Genomic DNA, 17,494 nt, shown 5'->3' with positions numbered 1-17,494 from the left:
CGATTTAATTTGCTCCCCGCCTAAGGGTACCAATCGCCGATCGTTATGCCGCTCGTGATTCGCCCTGAGCGAACGGTCACGGCGATCTTTCGTTTCGACGTGCATTCGACGTTCATACCGCAACGGACAAACTCGTTGTAGAAAGCCTTATAGTTTTCGTAATCGGCAGTCGGTGCCTTTCCTTTTGGAAACGTCGCGTACAGATAGTAAATGCCTGCCGGCAATGTGATCTGGTACGAAGCCGAGCGATAGTTGAGTGCGAAGGCGATCCTTGCCGTTTTGAGGCTTGCGGCCTTATCAAATGAGCAATATCGAGCGGTGGCCGAGGCCGCCGTCGGATACACGCACACCGCCATCGTCAGCGGGATGCCGTCGCTCGGGTACGTCAGCTTTCCGGTGATCTTGCCGCTCTGCGCAAATGCTGATAAAGACATACCGATCAATAGTGCTGCAAGGGCCAATATTCTTTTCATCTCACGATACCTCCACACAATTAATTTAGTGTTCGCGTTGTTCGGCATCGTCGTATATCGCCTCACAACCATCACAAAGGAAAGGGTTGTCTATTCCCTCTTCGATCGCGCGGGAGATGCTCTCAAATGCCGCTTGATCGGCAAAAAACGGGCGAAAGCATTCGCTACACAGGATCTCGTGGGTATTGTGGTCGGTTCTGTAATCGCTGATGCCGATCACATCCTCGTTGCGATCTCCATCAAATTCTGCTCTTAGTCTGGTCTGCATAGTTCCTCCTTTGGAAATTTAGATCCGATTTTTTAAGTGATCCGATCCGGCGCAATGCCTCTGCTAAATGTATTTCGTGGCAACCGGCGTACCGCACAATGTGCCGCGGTAACGCGAATTCGCCGGCGTTATGTCGTCGCACCGCCCACGCGACCGCGTAGAGCCTCGCGCCCGATGTGGAATAACCCACGACCGCTGACCGTGAGACGCTCCCCAAACAACCAACGGCGAGCGTAATCCCCGGCAAAGTAGGCTACCAATACCGCTCGATATCGGTAGCGTGTGCCTAAACAAGAGATGCCCGTGACGCAAGCAGACGCTCACGGCACGGGCAATGTCATAGTCGGCGGAAATGCCTATTCGGGCGCCGACCTAACGACCAGCACCGTACAATGTGCCTGATGAACAACTGCGTCTGAGACCGAACCAAGCAGGTTGCGTTCCCAAAAACCATAGCCGTGCGAACCCACAACGATCATATCGGCCTGCCATTCGGCCGCTGTCTCCACGATGATACGCGACGATCGACCGCGTACCACCTCGGTCTCGATCGTAAATTTCATATCCGGAAAGCTCGCGCGCAACTTATCGCTGGAGCTAATGACCGCTTCTTCGGCGAGTTTTCGCTCGGCATTTTCGGCTTCGCGATAATGTTCGATCGAGACACCGAATGGCTCCGTGACCATCGGCCCCAACTTTTCATAGACCGAGATCAACTTGACCTGTGTATCCGATCGATTCGGTAATAATTGCGCTGCCATCTCCACGGCCGCCGTGCTAAACGACGAACCATCGGTCGCAATGAGTATTTTCATAGCTTGCCTCCTAAGTTAAAATAGTACTCTGCCGCAATTACCTTGACGCAAATGTCGTGCCATTATAGGCTGATAGTCGGCGCGTACAATAGATATCCGGTGAACGTATCGGCTTTGAATAATGAAACGATCGACTTTGCGTTTGGGAATATTTGGGCTGCTGATCCTGGCGTCCGCGTCATCTTGGGGGTGCGGCGGCGCATCGACGAATACCGTGCCGGCAAACACCAAACCGGTCGTCGAAACCAAACCGTCGAAAGCGACATTTTTGGCGGTCGGCGACATTATGCTCTCACGCGGTGTCGCCCGCCTCATCGACCGCGAAGGCGAACTTGCTCCATTCAATTCGCTCGCAGGCGTCTTCCGCTCGACGGATTTCAATTTTGGCAATCTGGAAACTCCTGTATCGGGCAATGACAGCCGCATCGGTAAAGGCCTGGTTTTCAACACGCGCAAAAAGGACGTTGAGGGTCTCGTCCAATTCAATTTTAAGATCGTCGGACTTGCCAATAACCACGCTCTCGATCAGGGCGTCGCGGGTCTGCGGCACACGATGGCATTTCTGCCCGGCAAGGGCATCGAATATGTCGGCGTCGGCGAGTCGCCGGAGGAAGCCTGGAAAGGCAAGATCGTCACGGCAAATGGTGTAAAGATAGGCTTTATCGCCGCGTCATACTCGTCATACAATGACGGCGGCACCGGACGAAACCCATTTGTCGCCAGGATCGAGGATGTCGAACTAATGCGCAATTCGATCGCGAGTTTGCGAAATGAAGGGTGTCAATTTGTGGTCGTCGCGATGCACGCCGGTATCGAATACACGCGGCGGCCGCATCAGCCGCAGATCGATTTTGGCCACGCCGCAATTGATAACGGCGCGGATATGGTGATCGGAGCGCATCCGCACTGGATCCAGACGATCGAAAATTATCGCGGCAAATACATCTTTTATTCGCTCGGAAACTTCATATTTGACCAGCGCAAACCGGACACGATGGAGGGGCTTATGCTCAAGATCTCGGTCGCTCACGACGGCGGTGTAAACGTCGAGAAGACAGCGCGGCTCGAGCAAGTGGAGCTGCTGCCGGTCATCGTCGAGCGTTTCGGTGCCCCGCGCAGCACTACGGCGGCCGAGTCAGCCGCGATCGTGCGAAAGATCGGCGTGACCGATCCCATACTTTTGCCAAAATAAATACGCTTAAATAACTGCCGGTTCGAGGTAGGTGATCGTGGCATTGTCGGCGTCGAGCTCGGCCTCGATACCATACGGCAAGACTAAATTGTCGCGAATGTGCCCAAAGGAAAGGCCATAAACCAACGGCACACCGAGATCTCCCAGTCGATCGCGGAAAACATCCATCAACGGCTGCGACGTTTTTGCCGGCGTTGCTCCGCCCTCATCAAAGATACCGAGAGCAATACCGGCAACAGTACTCAGGTCACAACTCTGCCGTAATTGCGTGAGCATACGGTCGACGCGGTACGGCGGTTCGTTGACGTCCTCGATAAAGAGCAGTTTGCCCTTGAGATCACCGAGAGCGTAGGGCGTGCCGGCGATGGAGGTCAGCAACGCGAGATTGCCGCCCGTCAGACGGCCGCGGCATTTGCCCTTACGGAGCGTCTCAGTACGAAAATACGCGGATTCCTTAGCCGCGTTAAACTCCGACACTTGGGCGAGGTGCGTCGCCGACGGTTCGCACAGGACACTTATAACGTGCTTACGCGTGTAATCAGAATATTCCGAAGACGCGACCGGGCCGTGAAATGTAACAAGGCCGGTTTTTTGGTGGATCGCGACGTGCAATGCCGTTATGTCAGAAAACCCTATGAATATCTTTGGATTTTTCCGGATCAGTGCGTAATCGATATCCGGCAACAGCCGCGGAGCACCACCGCCACCGCGTACGCACCAGACGGCGCTCACCTCAGCGTCAGAAAACGCCCAATGCAGGTCCTCGAGCCTCTCCTTGTCTGTCGCTGACAGAAAGCTCAGGCGGCCGCGGGCGTTCTTGCCGACCTTTGCCTTAAAGCCGAGACTTTCAATATTCTTGACGGCACGGTCCCACGTTTCCGGTGCGACGCCGCTGGCCGGTGCGATGATCCCGACGGTGTCGCCGGGCTTAAGGCGTTTTGGTTTGATCATCTTGGGCCTGGCGGCCGTCCCGGCGACCATTGCTTGAGCCAGCAGAGGGATCGCGGCCGCACCTTTTAACATTTCTCGTCGGTTCATCTCTAGTTGATAAATATATCGCCAATTTGCCGCATCACGAAACAATGCGGACAAAAAATGAAAAGGCCGACCCAAATGGCCGGCCTTTTCCCCTGTCGTATCAACAGTTTACGGATGCAGAACCGCCGGAACCGCAGTATCCGTCGCGAGGCCGAACGCCGTTTGGAAGAATCCGGCAGTCGACCGATTGACGTACCATGTGCCGCCGCGGTAAACGGCCACATCATCCTTACCGTCGCCGTCGTAGTCACCCGGTACCGGCACGTCGCCATTGAGCCCAAATGCGGTAAAGATCACACCGCCGTCAGTACTGCGGCGAATATACCAGACACCATTCGACGGCCGGAATACCGCGACATCGTCCTTGTTATCGCCGTCGTAATCAGCGGCGATCGCGATATCACCCGCCGATCCAAACGGATAGACTTCGAAGTTGGTCGCCGGATCGCCGGTGTTCTTAGCGATATACCAGGTGTTGTTGCTCGGGCGATAAACGGCAAAATTTGTCTTACCGTCATTCTCGAGATCAAACGCCATCGCCTGATCGCCCGTCTGGCCAAATGCCGCGACGGTGTTTGAACCATTGCTGCTGTTGAGCACAAACCAGGTACCTGACGACGGACGGAACACCGCGAAATCGGTCTTGCTATCGCCGTCGTAATCGCCGACGATCGGCACGTCGCCCGGTACGCCCCACGACGTCCCCGAAAAGACAAATCCATTACTCTTTAGAATGTAGTAATCGGAGTTTGCCGGGTTAGCGTCCGCACGGAAAATGGCCGTGTCCGCTTTGCCGTCGCCGTCAAAATCTCCCGGTACGAGAACGTCGCCGCTCACTCCCCAGTTGATCGCCGCAAATCCGGCAGTCGAACGATCAAGATACCAGACGCCGGTCGACGGTCGGAACACCGAAACATCGGTCTTGCCGTCGCCGTCAAAGTCGGCCCTTGACTTGACCGATGTGGTGACGGCCGCACAACCGGTTCCGGCAAGTACCTGGACATCGTCGATATTTACACCGGTCGATGAAACGGACGAGTCGGTTGCCATACGCCATCGAAGCTGGACATTCTGGCCATTGGCCGACGCCGGCAGCGTCACCTCGGTATTGATAAATCCGCCGGAAGCACCTGACCAAGCCTGACGGCCGCCGATCGGGCTCTGAAATGACGACGAGATCGTCGAATTGTATCCGCCTAGGACGAAGACTCCGCCCGCTGCGACGATGTCTGTGTAGGCACCGGCACCGATCTTGATATCAAGTACCATTCCGTCAAAGGTCGACTCGGTGGCGTACTTATTCTTAAATTTGAAGGTCGCCGCGGCCGAATTGATCGCGATCACCGGCGATTCAAAATACGAACTGCCGATCGTCGCCGGGTCATTGGTAAACGCCGAGTTCGGGGCACTGTTCGGACCCGTCGCTGAGGTCACCCAAACGGCCGGCGGTCCGGCGCCTTCGTTCGTTGACGTCCATCCTGCCGGAAGTGCCGGAGCGGTAACACCGTCAAAGTTTTGCGTCAGGCTCGAGATCGGTGTGCCGGTCGAATAGGTACGCGTCACGTTTTGCGAATTTGCTCCGTCCTGTACGGCCCACGTCAGCGTGATCGAATTGCCGCAGACGGTCGACGGATCGACCACAAAAGTATAGCTGCGGGTGACGGCGGGGCCACCAAAGGTCAGCGTGCCGTAATTCTGTACCGTCGTCGGATTGGTCACGCCGCCGGTCGGTTGCAATGTCGCCGTAACCGCGTTACCGGTGTCGGCATTGCCGATATTTTGCAGCCCGAGCGTTACAGTGATTGTCTCGGCAGGATCCGGAACGCCGTTGATCGGCACGCCATTCTCAGCCGTGATCGCGACGCCTGCCGATTGGATGATCGGTGCGGGCGGCGGCGGCGGTCCGAGCGAGATCAGGGCTGTCCAGATCTCTTCGCTGGCGTTATTGCGACGATCGGTCCACGACGGGAAGAACGAATTAGCATAACCGCTCATACCGTTATAATCGCCGTACTGATTGCCGCTATCGGCACCGGCGATCGTCTCGTCGGTCATGGCGGTGGTCACCTTTTCAGCGGTCGTCCAGGTTGCACCGTCGTCGTACGAGGCTTGAAACCAAATATCAGATTTCTTTCGTCCCGCGTCGGCTACGGTATCGTTATAGATCATTACAAGATTTCCGTTGGTCTCATCGATGGCCAGCCACTGGCTGAACTGATCGTTGTTGGTCGCCTGATTATTGATCTTTACGGCAGGCGACCACGTCGCTCCACCATCGGTCGAACGCGCAAACCATACGCGCATCTTACATGTCGAAGCGACGTTTGTGCCCGGCTCGTTGGCCGCCGCGGTACAACCCGCGTCGCCCGAAAGGTCGGTCCAAGAGGCATACACGTTATTCTTTGAGACCGTGCGATATCCGCCGCCGGATACGTACATAAATGCGCGGCGGTTGGCAAAGGAAGGAATTCCGATATCGAATCCATCGAAGGTCGATCCGACCTGGATACCCGGAGCCCAAGTATTGCCGCCGTCGGTCGATTTGATCATAATGATCCGGCGATTGGTCGTAGTTGGCCAAAATCCAAAAACCTCGCCGACGCTATTCGAGCGAATATCGCCGCCGATCGCGGTTCCTGTAGATTCGGTACCGCTGACTTGGATCGGCGCGGCGAGCCAGGTGCCGCCGGCACCAGCGGTACGGCGATTTACAAAGGCAGGACTGCCGTTATGCCAGATCGCATAGGTCTGGCCGAAAAATGGCGATGTCGCACTCTTGTCGACCCAGACGATCTGCTTATCGACGTTGGTCTGCGAACCCGATGGCGTTGCCTCAAAGGTCCACGTCGCACCGCCGTCGGTCGAGTAATAATTACGTAGACGGAGCGTCGAGCCGGCGATACCGAGCGTTGACGACCACGAACGGCCGTCACTCGTAAAATCTACCGTCGGATCCGAATGAGTAGAGTCGCCCGGAGCGAACGGCAGTGTCGTCTGTGCCCACGTCGAGCCACCGTCAGTCGAGCGATAAACACCCTGTTGCCCACTGCCGCCGATATTGTTTGACGCGACGAGGATCTGCGAAGTATTAAAGTAATTGATCTGAATATACGATTCGCTGCGGGGCACCGTCTGAGCTCCGGAGGTGCGGACATTGGTGCCGACCAGCATATCGACGAACGACGAGCCGCCGGTCCGTTCTGATTCGGCTCCGGGGCCGGGCTTAAGATCCTGATGGGTCATCATCCATTCAACGATCTCTTTGAGCACGAGCGGATAGCCCTTGGTCGGGTCGATGTCGTTATAGTCGCCCTCCGGATGGCCCTTACGCCACCATACACGGATCCAGGGCGGCAGGCCGCGCTTATCAGTAAACTCATCAGAGCGGAGCATCTCAAAATCTTGATTCTCCGCGATCAGTTTGGCAAGTTCGCTGCCGGGGCGAACCTTTTCACCGTGATACTCCTGCGTAAGCTGGCGCTCCAGCGTCGGATAGTCAAATTTGGGGTTCTTTTGTGCCGGCACATTGCTCGGCACGGCCAGCCAAATCAGCATAAAAAATGCGAAGGCAGCTATTACATTCAGTTTTTTCATTTATTCTCCGGGGAATTAAGTCCGCACAAATATAAACCTGTGCAAACTCGTATGCAAACACCATAAAGCATTTGACTTAAAAAAATGGCGCCGACTCGCACCTAGAAATAAAAAAGGCGCTGATCACCCAGGTGAAAAGCGCCCTTTTTGAGACCGTAGATCTCACGAAAAATATACTACCTTTTTCGGCTAAAACACAACCGACGTCCATATATAGACCGAGCCTAGGGCTGGGCGATAAAATCGAGATCCTCGACGCTGTCGGCGAGTGTTATGACCCTGCTCGGCACCTGGAATACGTAGGTTTTCGCGCCGACGGTCACGACATACGTCTCGCCTGCCTCGAGGCCGTCGATCCGATAAAAGCCGAATGGCCCGGTCATCGCGTACAACCGTTGCGGCAGAGTGTTGCCGCTGACGCTGACCCTCGCATTGCGTATGCCTTGCCCGTTAGCGGTCAAGACACGTCCCGAAACCGAAACCTCGCTGGCGGTCGGTGCCAGCGGACCTGCTCCGGTCCAACGCGAAAAGCTACTGACGCCCGAGAGCGACAGCGTGTGAGCGGCTGCATTGACAGTTCCGCCGACGTTGACCGGCGATCCGGCATCGGTCTTCCAGAGGATGTACGCCGATTCGTCGCCGGCTACATCGCCTGCCAGATAATTAAACACAAGGTCGACGGTAATGTTGCCCGTTTCCGTCAGAACCCAAGTCCGTTTGAGCGACTGGGCCGGATCAAAGATCGCATCACGCGAATCGAGCGACGAGACCGTCAGACTCGACGCACCCGACACTGAGGTGATGGTGACATCGAGCGGCGTATAGCCATTCTGCCCGACCGGATATGTAAACGCTCCGACCGCACAGTAGTCTTTCTTTACGTTGCCGTTGACGTAATTGCCCGCTCCGGCACCCGCAATTGTCGCATCGCATCCGAGTTCGAGCGTATTGGCACCGGTCGTCACGACGCCACCGAACGTCACTATGCCGTTGGCCGTCGTGTCACCGGCGAGCGTCACGCCATCACCGAGCGATAGATCGGTATAGGTTCCGCTCGGGATAGCTACCACGCCGACTGTATAGAGATCGGGCACTCCGGCTGGACTCTGTGTCGTATTGCCGGCAGTGTCGCTGGCAGTAACATAGTAGGTGACGAAGCTCCCGTCCGCCTGTCCCGGAATATCACAGTCATACGACTCTGCGGGCGTTCCAAACGTCATCGTAACCGCACACACGGCTGACGACGGCTCGCCGCCATTCACTGCGTAGTGAATTGTGACAGCACCGAGTGCCAAATTGTCAGACGCCGTCAGAGTATATTTCTGAACAATGTTCGCCGTCGTGTCCGGTAGCGGTGAATTAGGCACGATCTCCGGACCAACCGTGTCGATCGTCCACGCAACCTGAGCCGGAACCGGATCGGTGTTGCCGGCGGCATCTTGGGCACGCACTTGGAATGTGTGCAGGCCATCAGCAAGGCCGGTGTAGCTCTTGGGTGATGTACACGCCGCAAAACCGCCGCCGTCGAGATCGCATTCGAAGCTCGCCACGCCGGAACCGTCGAAATCATTGCCGCTGAAAGTAAATGACGGCGACGCATTGTTCGAAGGGTTAGTCGGACTGCTGTCGATCGATGTGTCCGGCGGCGTTACATCCGGCGTGACGGTAACCGTTACCAAACCGACATCCGTAAGCGAACCGTCCGAGACCGTGTATTCAAAACTCGCAATTCCGGTAAAGTTTAAGTCCGGCACAAAGGTTACGATACCGGCGGAAATAGAGACAGAACCGTTCAATGCATTCCCAACGGACACTACGGTCAGCGGTTGGCTCTCGGGATCACTATCGTTGCTAACCAGTGTCGCACCACTCACAACGAGATTCTTATTCTGCTCGGTCATCGCCGTATCATCCACCGCGATCGGCGGGCCGTTCGGCGCCGCCGTCCATTGAGCATAAAGTGTCGTACTCGCGGAAATCGTAAATGTATCGGCGGGGCTGTAGCTAGTACCGCTTCCATTTGATGCCGTGTTCCATCCGTTGAAGGTGAATCCTGGTCTCGTGATCGAACCAACACCTAAGACCGTTACCGTTGAACCAAAACTATACGGACTGCTTGCATCAGTTTGCGAACCGGTTCCGGCATTTGCGTCATAGGTCACGGAATAAGTATCAGTCGCAATTAGCTGAATGTTATCTATGCGATTGTTTCCGGATGCGCTTGATGCACCACTTGGTGTTAAACGTAAATAAGCCGTCGATGCATTGTTAAGAGCGGTTATTGTGCTAAGGGACTGTGTTGCAAACGAACTTGGAATGGAGGATATCGTACCGGCCGATGTCCATGTAGTCCCATCCGTACTATATTCCCAAGCCTGAGTTGAGAATCCGGTTCCCGTGCCTTGAGTTGCATAACTAACCCCAAGATCTTTACGGTTCGTCATGCTAAATTTGAAAACTACAAATTTCCCATTGGCTGAATTACTTGTGCCACCAACCAAAGCCAAGCAAGCGGGGCTTGTCGTTGATGTTGCAAAACCACTTCCGGCATTTAACGCAGTTCCGGCAAATGAAGTTACTTCATTTCCAGTGGTCGCGGTTATCCATGTACTTGAATTATTCGTACCGTCTAAATAGATCGTACCCACTCCAATATTCGCTTGATAAGATGACGGTGAGTTTGGAGCAACAGCCGCTGCCGTTCCGCCGGTCGCTGTTGTTTGGAAATCCCAACCGGCCAATAGAGTCGGAGCAACCAAAGTTGTTCCGCTAGCCGTTGGCCCTGACGCCGTTTCGGCTAATGCTCCATTTCGGGCTATTACGGCAAAAGTGTATGAAGTCAGACCGCTTAATCCTGTTACGGTCTTTGTTCCCCAAGCTGCGGCTGTCTGATAAAACGAGCTACCGCCCAATGCTCCGCTTGATTGAATATACTGCCCGCCAGATTCTTGTATCGCGTATGTCGTAATTGCCGGATTGCCGTCACCCGTTCCGATTGTCACATTCAAAGTAGTTCCAGTTGCTCCATCGACCGTTGGGGCGTTCGGAGTGTTCGCAAGAGTGTAAAAGCTCGTATCGGCGGTGTCTAAAGTCGTTCCGGCGGCGTTTGTCGCATATGCACGGTAATAATAGATTGTGTTGACCAAAAGACCATTGAGGTCTTTGCTGTATGCGGCTACCGATGTTCCGCCCTCTGACAGAATACTGTCCGAAGTTGTGACTGTTCCGGTGGTGTTCCAATAGAATCCGCGATCCGTGATTGTGCCGCCGCCGTCGCCTGTGACCGTTCCGTTGAGAGTTGCCGACGAAGTTGTCGCCGCACTTGCTGCCTCAGTCGTAACGCTTGGTGTTCCGGGCGAGGTCGTGCCGTTGGCTGTCGAGCCAAATGCAGTATCCACCGACGAACCGTTTCGTGCTTTTACCTGAAATGTGTAAGTCGTGTTTGAGCCAAGCCCTGTAACCGTCTTGGTTCCCCACGTCGCTGCTGTTGCGTAAACAGCAACGGCACCGAGAGTTCCTGCTGCCTGAACATAGTTGCCCGAAGTCGTCTCCTGTATCGCGTATGCAGTCGCGGCAGGGTTGCCGTCGCCTGAGCCGACCGTCACATCCAAACTTGTCTGCGTCGGATTTGCAACCGTCGGTGCACTAGGTGTATTTGCCAGCGTATAGAAACTAAGTTCCGGCGACGAAAGCGTCGTCCCAAGTGTGTTAATTCCGTATGCCTTGAAGAAGTATTGCGTATTGACGGCGAGCGTTGGCGTTAGTGTAAATGCTCCCGTCGTTCCGGCGACGTTCGTCTTATTATCGGCGATCGTCACACCCGGCGAGGTATTGTAAACAAAACCGCGATCCGTTACCGCATCTCCGCCATCGGACGGAACATTACCATTCAGGGTTGCGGCAGTTGTGGTGACGGACGTTGCCGCAGATGATGTGACAATGGGTGCCGTCGGGCCGCCGCCGGACGGGGTAAAATAGATCTGATCAAACTCAGCACCAATGACTGCATTTGCTCCTGTGGAGTGAAGAGCGGCGACACCGAGATATCCATTCGCCGCTGGAATTAAAGTATTATTTGTTCCCGTACCTTGACTGACCGTCGCACTCGACGAATCTGGAATGTCAGTCGCGATTGCGCCTGTGCCATTAACAGTCGGCAATGCCGATGTAAACATTTGCTCACGCTCCAGACGATGAGCGAGTAACTCTTACTAAAAACCCTATATCAGTACGACCATTGGTTACGGCCCCCGTGGAAGTAATGACCGTAGAGCTAACTGCTCCATTAACGATATATTCCAATCTAATGTCGTCATCGCCAGAATCATCGCCAATCGCAAGACGATATCCATCGACAGTACCATTATTGAGCGTTGACTCATTTGCGTAGAGCCAAAAGTATTGTTGGTTAGCCGTCGTAAATGCTTGTGCCCTACGACCAAAGAAAACGCCCCACTCTTGGCTAGTTCCCCATGAACTAATCTGGCTACTTAAATAATCTGTGGATCCTCCCGTCGAAGCGAGTCGCAATGTATTTGATCCTGTAGCACCCGCAGCCGCATCACTATTAGCCACGATCGTCCACGATGATGTATTTCCAACCCAAACTGGGTTTGCAGTAAAGTCACCGTCTGCAAATGAATCGTAAAGCGTCTCACCCGCAAAAAAACTTGGCTGCATCGGTTGGGCAAATATTGATTCGTTTATGTTCGCGATTCGCCTTGTTTGGGCCGGGGTTCTCAGTTGGCTTTGGGTGGACGCAATGGTGATTTGTGGCGTCGTTGCTGCTATGCCGTTTGCCGATGAGAAAAAATTGAACGGATTAATGTAATCTGTCCAGCTTGCACTTGCGGAGATGGCTGTGACGGCGATGATGGCTGTGATAATAAAGGCTCTGAGGCTTCGTCGATTGATCATTGGATTTAGATACTTTCCTTACACAAAACTTTTCGATCTCAATAAATAGCTAATAGTTAAAAGTCGTCGATCCGGTGACCGAGAGACACATCTCTACATTCCTCGTAAACGAAACGGCGTATTTATATGCGTTGCATTATAGTCGTGCGCACTCTGCGGTTACAAACCGAAAACGTCTGCCGCAATCATTTGCGTACGAAATATGCTGATATTGTCGCGATCGTGCGGGTTTGGAGGCCGATATCACGATGGCGCAGGCGGCGACCGCGTCCGCGTTTATAGCCTGATGCGCCTATGGCTTTGCGATCAGGTCTGCGAACGATGCCGAACGAAGTTGCTCAATGGTAAGTCCGGTCAGGCGGGCGGCGTAGTCCTCCGAGACGGCACCGCAATTGACCGCTCTGACAAAGAAAAGCAAAAGGCCCTGACCCGTCGCGGCGTCGTCAAACTGATCCCCGACCAGCGTCGCACGCGCGGCGGCGGCGATAAAGTTGCGGAGCCTGACCGCTGCCGTCTCCATATTCTCCATAAAAAATGCAAAGATCGCAGCATACCGCGTCGGTATCTGTGCCGGGTGCAGATCCCAGCCCTGATAAAACCCGCCGGCGAGCGAGTGGCGGACGTGATCGTAGTGGAGACGCCAGGCACGTTGGACGACCGTGCGGTTTTCGGCCAGTTGACCGGCACTAAGGTCTTCGCCGCGGTGCGGCCCGACTGGCATAATATTGGTCGCTCCATCCGAGAGAAAAACGCCGGTGCCGCCGTACGCCGTCTGCATCACATTGCGGGCGTAGTCGCAGGCCTGGTGCAGCATATCCTGATTGGCAGACGTGATGCCGCAGCTCGCCGTATAGTCATAAGCACCGAAATGCGCTCCCGACATCCGCCCGCGTGCCGCCTCGAGAAATATAGGCATCGCCCAGCGACCGTCCGCCGTGATGATCGAACGAGTTGACTCGATCATTATCTCCATCTTGAGCGTGCCGGCGGCGATGCCGAGCTTTTGCTCAAGCAGGTCAAATGCGTCTGCGAGCGCCGCGACCTGCTCGGCCAGCACCACCTTTGGCAGAGTGATGAGAAAATTGTCGGGCAGACGACCCGCAGCTTCGACAAGCGCCGTCAGAAACAGGTCCAGAGTGCGGATCGAACGACGCTTTGCCTCACTCGACAGAGCCTTGACGCGGATACCTATAAATGGCGGGAGAGTGCCGGCATCCAGTGCCTTTGCCATCTCGGCCGCTGCCTTTACGGCGTCGGCGTCCTCCACGTCATCCGCGCGAATGCCGTAACCGTCTTCGAAATCGACACGCAGATCCTCGATCGGCTCGCGGGCAAGCTTTTCGCGCACCCGCTGATGGACGACGCCCGCCAGATCGGGATCGATGCCCAGTACCGACGTCAGCACCGTTGGCTCGGCCGCGTACTCCCCGAACGCTCGTGCCGCGAGACGGCCAAGTTTTGCCGGCGTGTCCGCATTGAATAGCTGCGCTCCGCCATAGACCGTGTGCACGGGTTGGCGGTTGTGCGAGTCGCCCGGGTACCGACGTGCATCCGCCTCAAGCGCCGTGCTCAGTCGCCCCGTGAGTGTGTCGAACATGCTCTGGTCAATGGTCGTCAGCATATCTATGACAATAGTGTGAGGTCCGGTGTGGATCCACGTCAGCGCTCGAGCAGTTTGCCAAGTCGCGCGCAGATGCGGCTATAGCCGGCTTCGCCGCCCTCGGCAGTCAGCGCCCAGTGCTCGCGTGCATTGTCGAACAAGTCCTCGAGCATCACGAACGGACGAACCGACGATAGCCCTCGGGCCCATTCGTCGCTGCCGCCGCACTCTCGCAGGACGTACTCCGCCTCCGACGCAGGAAGCCCATTTAGCCAGGCAAGCTTTTTGTAGATCTTGTATTGTTTCAATCCAGCAAACATTCTAACCGATTTTGGGCAAAATGACGGAATGCACGATAGCAGGACATATTTGCGACATACAAATATGTCCCGCCGCGTTGATCGCCAAAATGTGGACGTAACATATACGTATTTACGTATATGTATTGCGCAAACGCACCGAGCAGAGGCCTTTTGCGGCATAGATGCGGGCCATTCGGCGGCAATTGTCAAATACCTTTGCCGTGACGATACCGGAACCCGGCGGATCGACCTCGACCAGCGAACTTGCCTTGGCCGCCTTGGCGACCCACGCCGCCGATGCCGCCGCATTGATGTCATAGGTCGGCGTCCATTCTTCGTGAGTCGGTTCGAGGCCGTTGATGTCCGCGTTTGCCGACCGTGCGAGGATGTCGCCCAGTTCGCCCTCGGAGAGCGACGGCTCGGCCTCCCACGCGGACATTCGTTTTAGTTTTTCGAGATATGTTTCGGGCATATTAGTTACTTCCCTTTTGTGTGTAGAACGTGTGTGTAGATCGGTGATCGTTAAATATATGCGTGGACGGCCCCCAAGACTGCCGGCGTCAACGGCCGCCCACGCCCCGCAGGGTTACGCCTTATCGGCGATCAGCATCGAGAGCGCCGTCGGCCTGACGACCTTGGCACCGTAAACGTGCAGGCCCTTGACCGCGTCGCCAAAGCGCTTTTCGGGCTGGTATGTCTGCACATCCAGCACCTGCTCGGCAAAGGACGTCGCCATTGAGTGGCCGGCGATGATCTTGAATATTGCTCCCGATGTGTTGGGCACATTATTGGATTTCAGTATGCGGAAACCGGCGGCCTCGCCCACCTCGCCATTCGCCAGGCGGATGTCGCCGCGAAATGTGCCGGAGCGGACGAATCGGTCATCCTTGAGCAACAGCCCGTGAAACCACGCCGGCACGACGACAAATCGGCCATCGACCGGCACATTGCCCTCGTCGAGCAGGACGCCGAGATCGACGAGATGCTCGTACGCATCGTCCTTGGTCGGCACCACCGGATCACCGACCGTGCCGATCTTGTTGCCGGACGGCACCGCGGCCTCCATCGCCGCCGCCAGAAAGGTGTCGGCCGCCGCCCTCAGCGACCACGCCGAGCGACGCATCGCCTCATCCATAATGTTCGCATTGGCCTGGGCACGGTCCACGCTGTCCACGTAGAAGTTAAAGTACTTGGCGTTGTCGATGAGCAGACTCTGCTCTTCGTCGGTCAGCGTCTCGGGGTCGGCGATATCGCTGTTTTTGACATAATCAGCGACCGTAACGTCGCCGATCGACGCGATCTTGACCGTATTGCCGGCCTCGCGGATCTCGCCTTCGTAATCGCGGTTACACACATTCGCTTGTCCATATACGAGTGACTTGTCGAGAGCGACGAGCAGTCTCGCGGCCCATACTGTCGGGATAAATTCGATTGACATATTGTTTTCCTTTTAATGGTCTGAAGTTAAACGGCCCTCTCGGGCCGCCGGGATGCGGCCGGGATACTATCCGAGCCGCTACTTGGCCGCGAGCGCCTGCTTGACCGCTTGCCAGTCGAGGGCGGCGATCTCGACCGGCGACATTCGGGCGAGTGCATCGCGGGTGAGCACCGTAGCGGCGGTTCGGCCCGCACCCGCGTCGATCGATGGCGGTGCTGCGGTGCCGAATTGCTCGGGGAAGGCGGCCTTTAGCCTTTCGACCACCTCGGTGCGACCGGCGACGACGCCGTCGGGTGTGACGCTGATCTCGCTTTTTACAGCGTCATACAGCAAGCGTGGCGAGCGTGCCCCGGCGGCGGTCAGGTCAGCGATGATCGCGTCGCGGGCATTGCTAATCTGAATGGCTGAGCGAAGCTCCGCATTTTCGGCGGCGAGTGCTGCCAGTGCAACGTCGGGAGTATCGTCAGGCGGTGGCACCGCTTCGACGGGTGTAGTTGGTTCGATTGTTGTTGGAGTTTTCATATTGTTTTATCGTTTTGCAATTGTCCTGTCTGACTTAAGAGGATCTAGTCGGTGTTAAGCGAGCATTCGCTTGATATCAGCCTCGCCATAGCCCGCCTCCGATAGAGCCTGAGCGTCCGGGAGCCCGATCTGCTTTTTGAGAATGATATTTTCGAGCACTTCGCGGTCGGAGATCGGCGCCGGATCCTCCCAGAGCGTCAGCAGACGTGCATCCGCCGCAAGGCCCTCAGCCAAAAGCGCGAAACTCATCACATCGGCCCACACCTGCCCGAACGCCTCCTGACGATCGCGGACCTTTGCCAAAAATCGCGTTTCATTACGCTTGACGCCGGCGCCGGTCCGAAGTGCGTCGGTAACCGGCGTAAAATAATGCAGCGGCGTGCCCGTGACCGACGCGATGTCGATGCGAAAGCCATCCTTGACCTTTAGGAATTGATCGAGCGACGAGGCGTTAAAATCGCCAAATTTCGAATCGGTATTGCTCGACATCCAGACGTGGTCGGCACCCGCCGTAAATGGCGTGTGCGCATTGCCGTCGAGGTCATATTCGACCTCGATGCCCGACGCCCAGCGTTGACGGTACGCCGCATACTCCATTGCCACGAGCATATCCAGAACAGACTTGTTAAGGCCGTCCTGGATCGGGATCGCCGCGTCAAACTCGCATTTGCCAAATGCCGCGATGTCGGCATTGTTAGCAAAGTGAAATACCGGAACGACGCCGAACGGATTGGGAACGTCCGGCCCGTTCGCCGTCAGAGACGCTGCGTCCGACAGGCTATCCGAATCGCGTTTCGAGACGTACCTTTCGATTCGGTCGGGATAGAAGAGATTGAAACGCAGTCGCTTGTCGGCCGTGCGCCAATATTTGGCGGCACGGACAATGCGGCCCGGATGCTCGTCGTCATAGGTGACCGTGCAGGTCGATGCCCGATTCGGATACAATGCTGCGTTGCCGGCAGCGTCGGGCCACACGATCATATATGCGTCGCCGCATTTGAGTGCTTCCTTGTGCACTTCTCCGGCCCGCAAACGCATCTTGCCGGCTGACCAGATGCGTCGTGCATTGGCCGTCAACTCACCTGCCGTGCCCTCATCGCCGCCGTCGAGCGAAAATCCGGTCACTCGCAGCTTGTCGCGCACTGCATCGCAGATCGCGGGGCAGAGATTCATCGCAAATTCGCGAAAGAGCGTGCCGAAGGCGTTTTTGAATTTGTCGGTCGCAAACGCAAGGTCGTGATCGCCGGCGTAGTACCGCTCGGCCCTCGTATATGTCGCCGTCCGCGAGCGAAAATGCTCTACGGCCTCCTGTATATGTTCATTCATATTCGTTTC

The 17,494-nt window shown here is 55.9% G+C and carries 14 protein-coding genes; 1 reads left to right on the top strand and 13 read right to left on the bottom strand.

What is annotated here, in order from left to right:
• Window positions 1–20: 20 nt before the first annotated feature.
• The 3 genes from IPQ00_16125 to IPQ00_16115 all read right to left on the bottom strand — a co-directional run bounded on the left by IPQ00_16125 (window position 21) and on the right by IPQ00_16115 (window position 1,556).
• Complete coding sequence (locus IPQ00_16125) at window positions 21–473, bottom strand: hypothetical protein (protein ID MBL0242092.1); 453 nt, start codon at window positions 471–473, stop codon at window positions 21–23.
• 25 nt (window positions 474–498) lie between these two features.
• Entirely contained in the window at window positions 499–741 is a 243-nt protein-coding gene (locus IPQ00_16120; GenBank protein MBL0242091.1) for a hypothetical protein, read from the bottom strand.
• Between the two features lie 356 nt (window positions 742–1,097).
• Window positions 1,098–1,556 carry a universal stress protein gene (locus IPQ00_16115; GenBank protein ID MBL0242090.1) on the bottom strand — a complete coding sequence of 153 codons (459 nt, stop codon included), beginning with the start codon at window positions 1,554–1,556 and terminating at the stop codon, window positions 1,098–1,100.
• A 121-nt stretch (window positions 1,557–1,677) separates the two neighbouring features.
• Here IPQ00_16115 and IPQ00_16110 point away from each other — a divergent pair, with 121 nt between their 5' ends.
• On the top strand, window positions 1,678–2,748 hold the full coding sequence (locus IPQ00_16110) for a CapA family protein (protein MBL0242089.1): 1,071 nt from the start codon (window positions 1,678–1,680) through the stop codon (window positions 2,746–2,748).
• 6 nt (window positions 2,749–2,754) lie between these two features.
• Here the strand turns inward: IPQ00_16110 and IPQ00_16105 are convergent, their stop codons facing one another.
• The 10 genes from IPQ00_16105 to IPQ00_16060 form a co-directional block, all read right to left on the bottom strand.
• Entirely contained in the window at window positions 2,755–3,786 is a 1,032-nt protein-coding gene (locus IPQ00_16105; GenBank protein ID MBL0242088.1) for an LD-carboxypeptidase, read from the bottom strand.
• A 108-nt stretch (window positions 3,787–3,894) separates the two neighbouring features.
• Window positions 3,895–7,380: a hypothetical protein gene (locus IPQ00_16100; GenBank protein ID MBL0242087.1), complete on the bottom strand. Its 3,486-nt coding sequence runs from the start codon at window positions 7,378–7,380 to the stop codon at window positions 3,895–3,897.
• Window positions 7,381–7,604: 224 nt separating this feature from the next.
• Complete coding sequence (locus IPQ00_16095) at window positions 7,605–11,555, bottom strand: InlB B-repeat-containing protein (GenBank protein MBL0242086.1); 3,951 nt, start codon at window positions 11,553–11,555, stop codon at window positions 7,605–7,607.
• A 4-nt stretch (window positions 11,556–11,559) separates the two neighbouring features.
• Window positions 11,560–12,297 (bottom strand): hypothetical protein, encoded by a 738-nt coding sequence (locus tag IPQ00_16090; protein MBL0242085.1) that lies wholly within the window; start codon window positions 12,295–12,297, stop codon window positions 11,560–11,562.
• 292 nt (window positions 12,298–12,589) lie between these two features.
• Window positions 12,590–13,918 carry a phosphoenolpyruvate kinase gene (locus IPQ00_16085; protein MBL0242084.1) on the bottom strand — a complete coding sequence of 443 codons (1,329 nt, stop codon included), beginning with the start codon at window positions 13,916–13,918 and terminating at the stop codon, window positions 12,590–12,592.
• 38 nt (window positions 13,919–13,956) lie between these two features.
• Window positions 13,957–14,217, bottom strand: a complete 261-nt coding sequence (locus IPQ00_16080; protein MBL0242083.1) for a hypothetical protein — start codon at window positions 14,215–14,217, stop codon at window positions 13,957–13,959.
• 112 nt (window positions 14,218–14,329) lie between these two features.
• Window positions 14,330–14,671, bottom strand: coding sequence for a hypothetical protein (locus tag IPQ00_16075; GenBank protein MBL0242082.1), 342 nt, complete (start codon window positions 14,669–14,671; stop codon window positions 14,330–14,332).
• A 114-nt stretch (window positions 14,672–14,785) separates the two neighbouring features.
• A complete protein-coding gene (locus IPQ00_16070) occupies window positions 14,786–15,637 on the bottom strand; it encodes a P22 coat protein - protein 5 domain protein (GenBank protein ID MBL0242081.1) in 852 nt (283 codons plus the stop codon).
• Window positions 15,638–15,715: 78 nt separating this feature from the next.
• Window positions 15,716–16,159, bottom strand: coding sequence for a hypothetical protein (locus tag IPQ00_16065; protein MBL0242080.1), 444 nt, complete (start codon window positions 16,157–16,159; stop codon window positions 15,716–15,718).
• 54 nt (window positions 16,160–16,213) lie between these two features.
• Window positions 16,214–17,485, bottom strand: coding sequence for a phage portal protein (locus IPQ00_16060; protein MBL0242079.1), 1,272 nt, complete (start codon window positions 17,483–17,485; stop codon window positions 16,214–16,216).
• Window positions 17,486–17,494: the final 9 nt, after the last annotated feature.

This window comes from Chloracidobacterium sp. (genome assembly GCA_016720705.1).
In the GTDB taxonomy this organism is placed as follows: domain Bacteria; phylum Acidobacteriota; class Blastocatellia; order Pyrinomonadales; family Pyrinomonadaceae; genus OLB17.
This window is presented reverse-complemented; position numbering and strand designations above follow the sequence as displayed.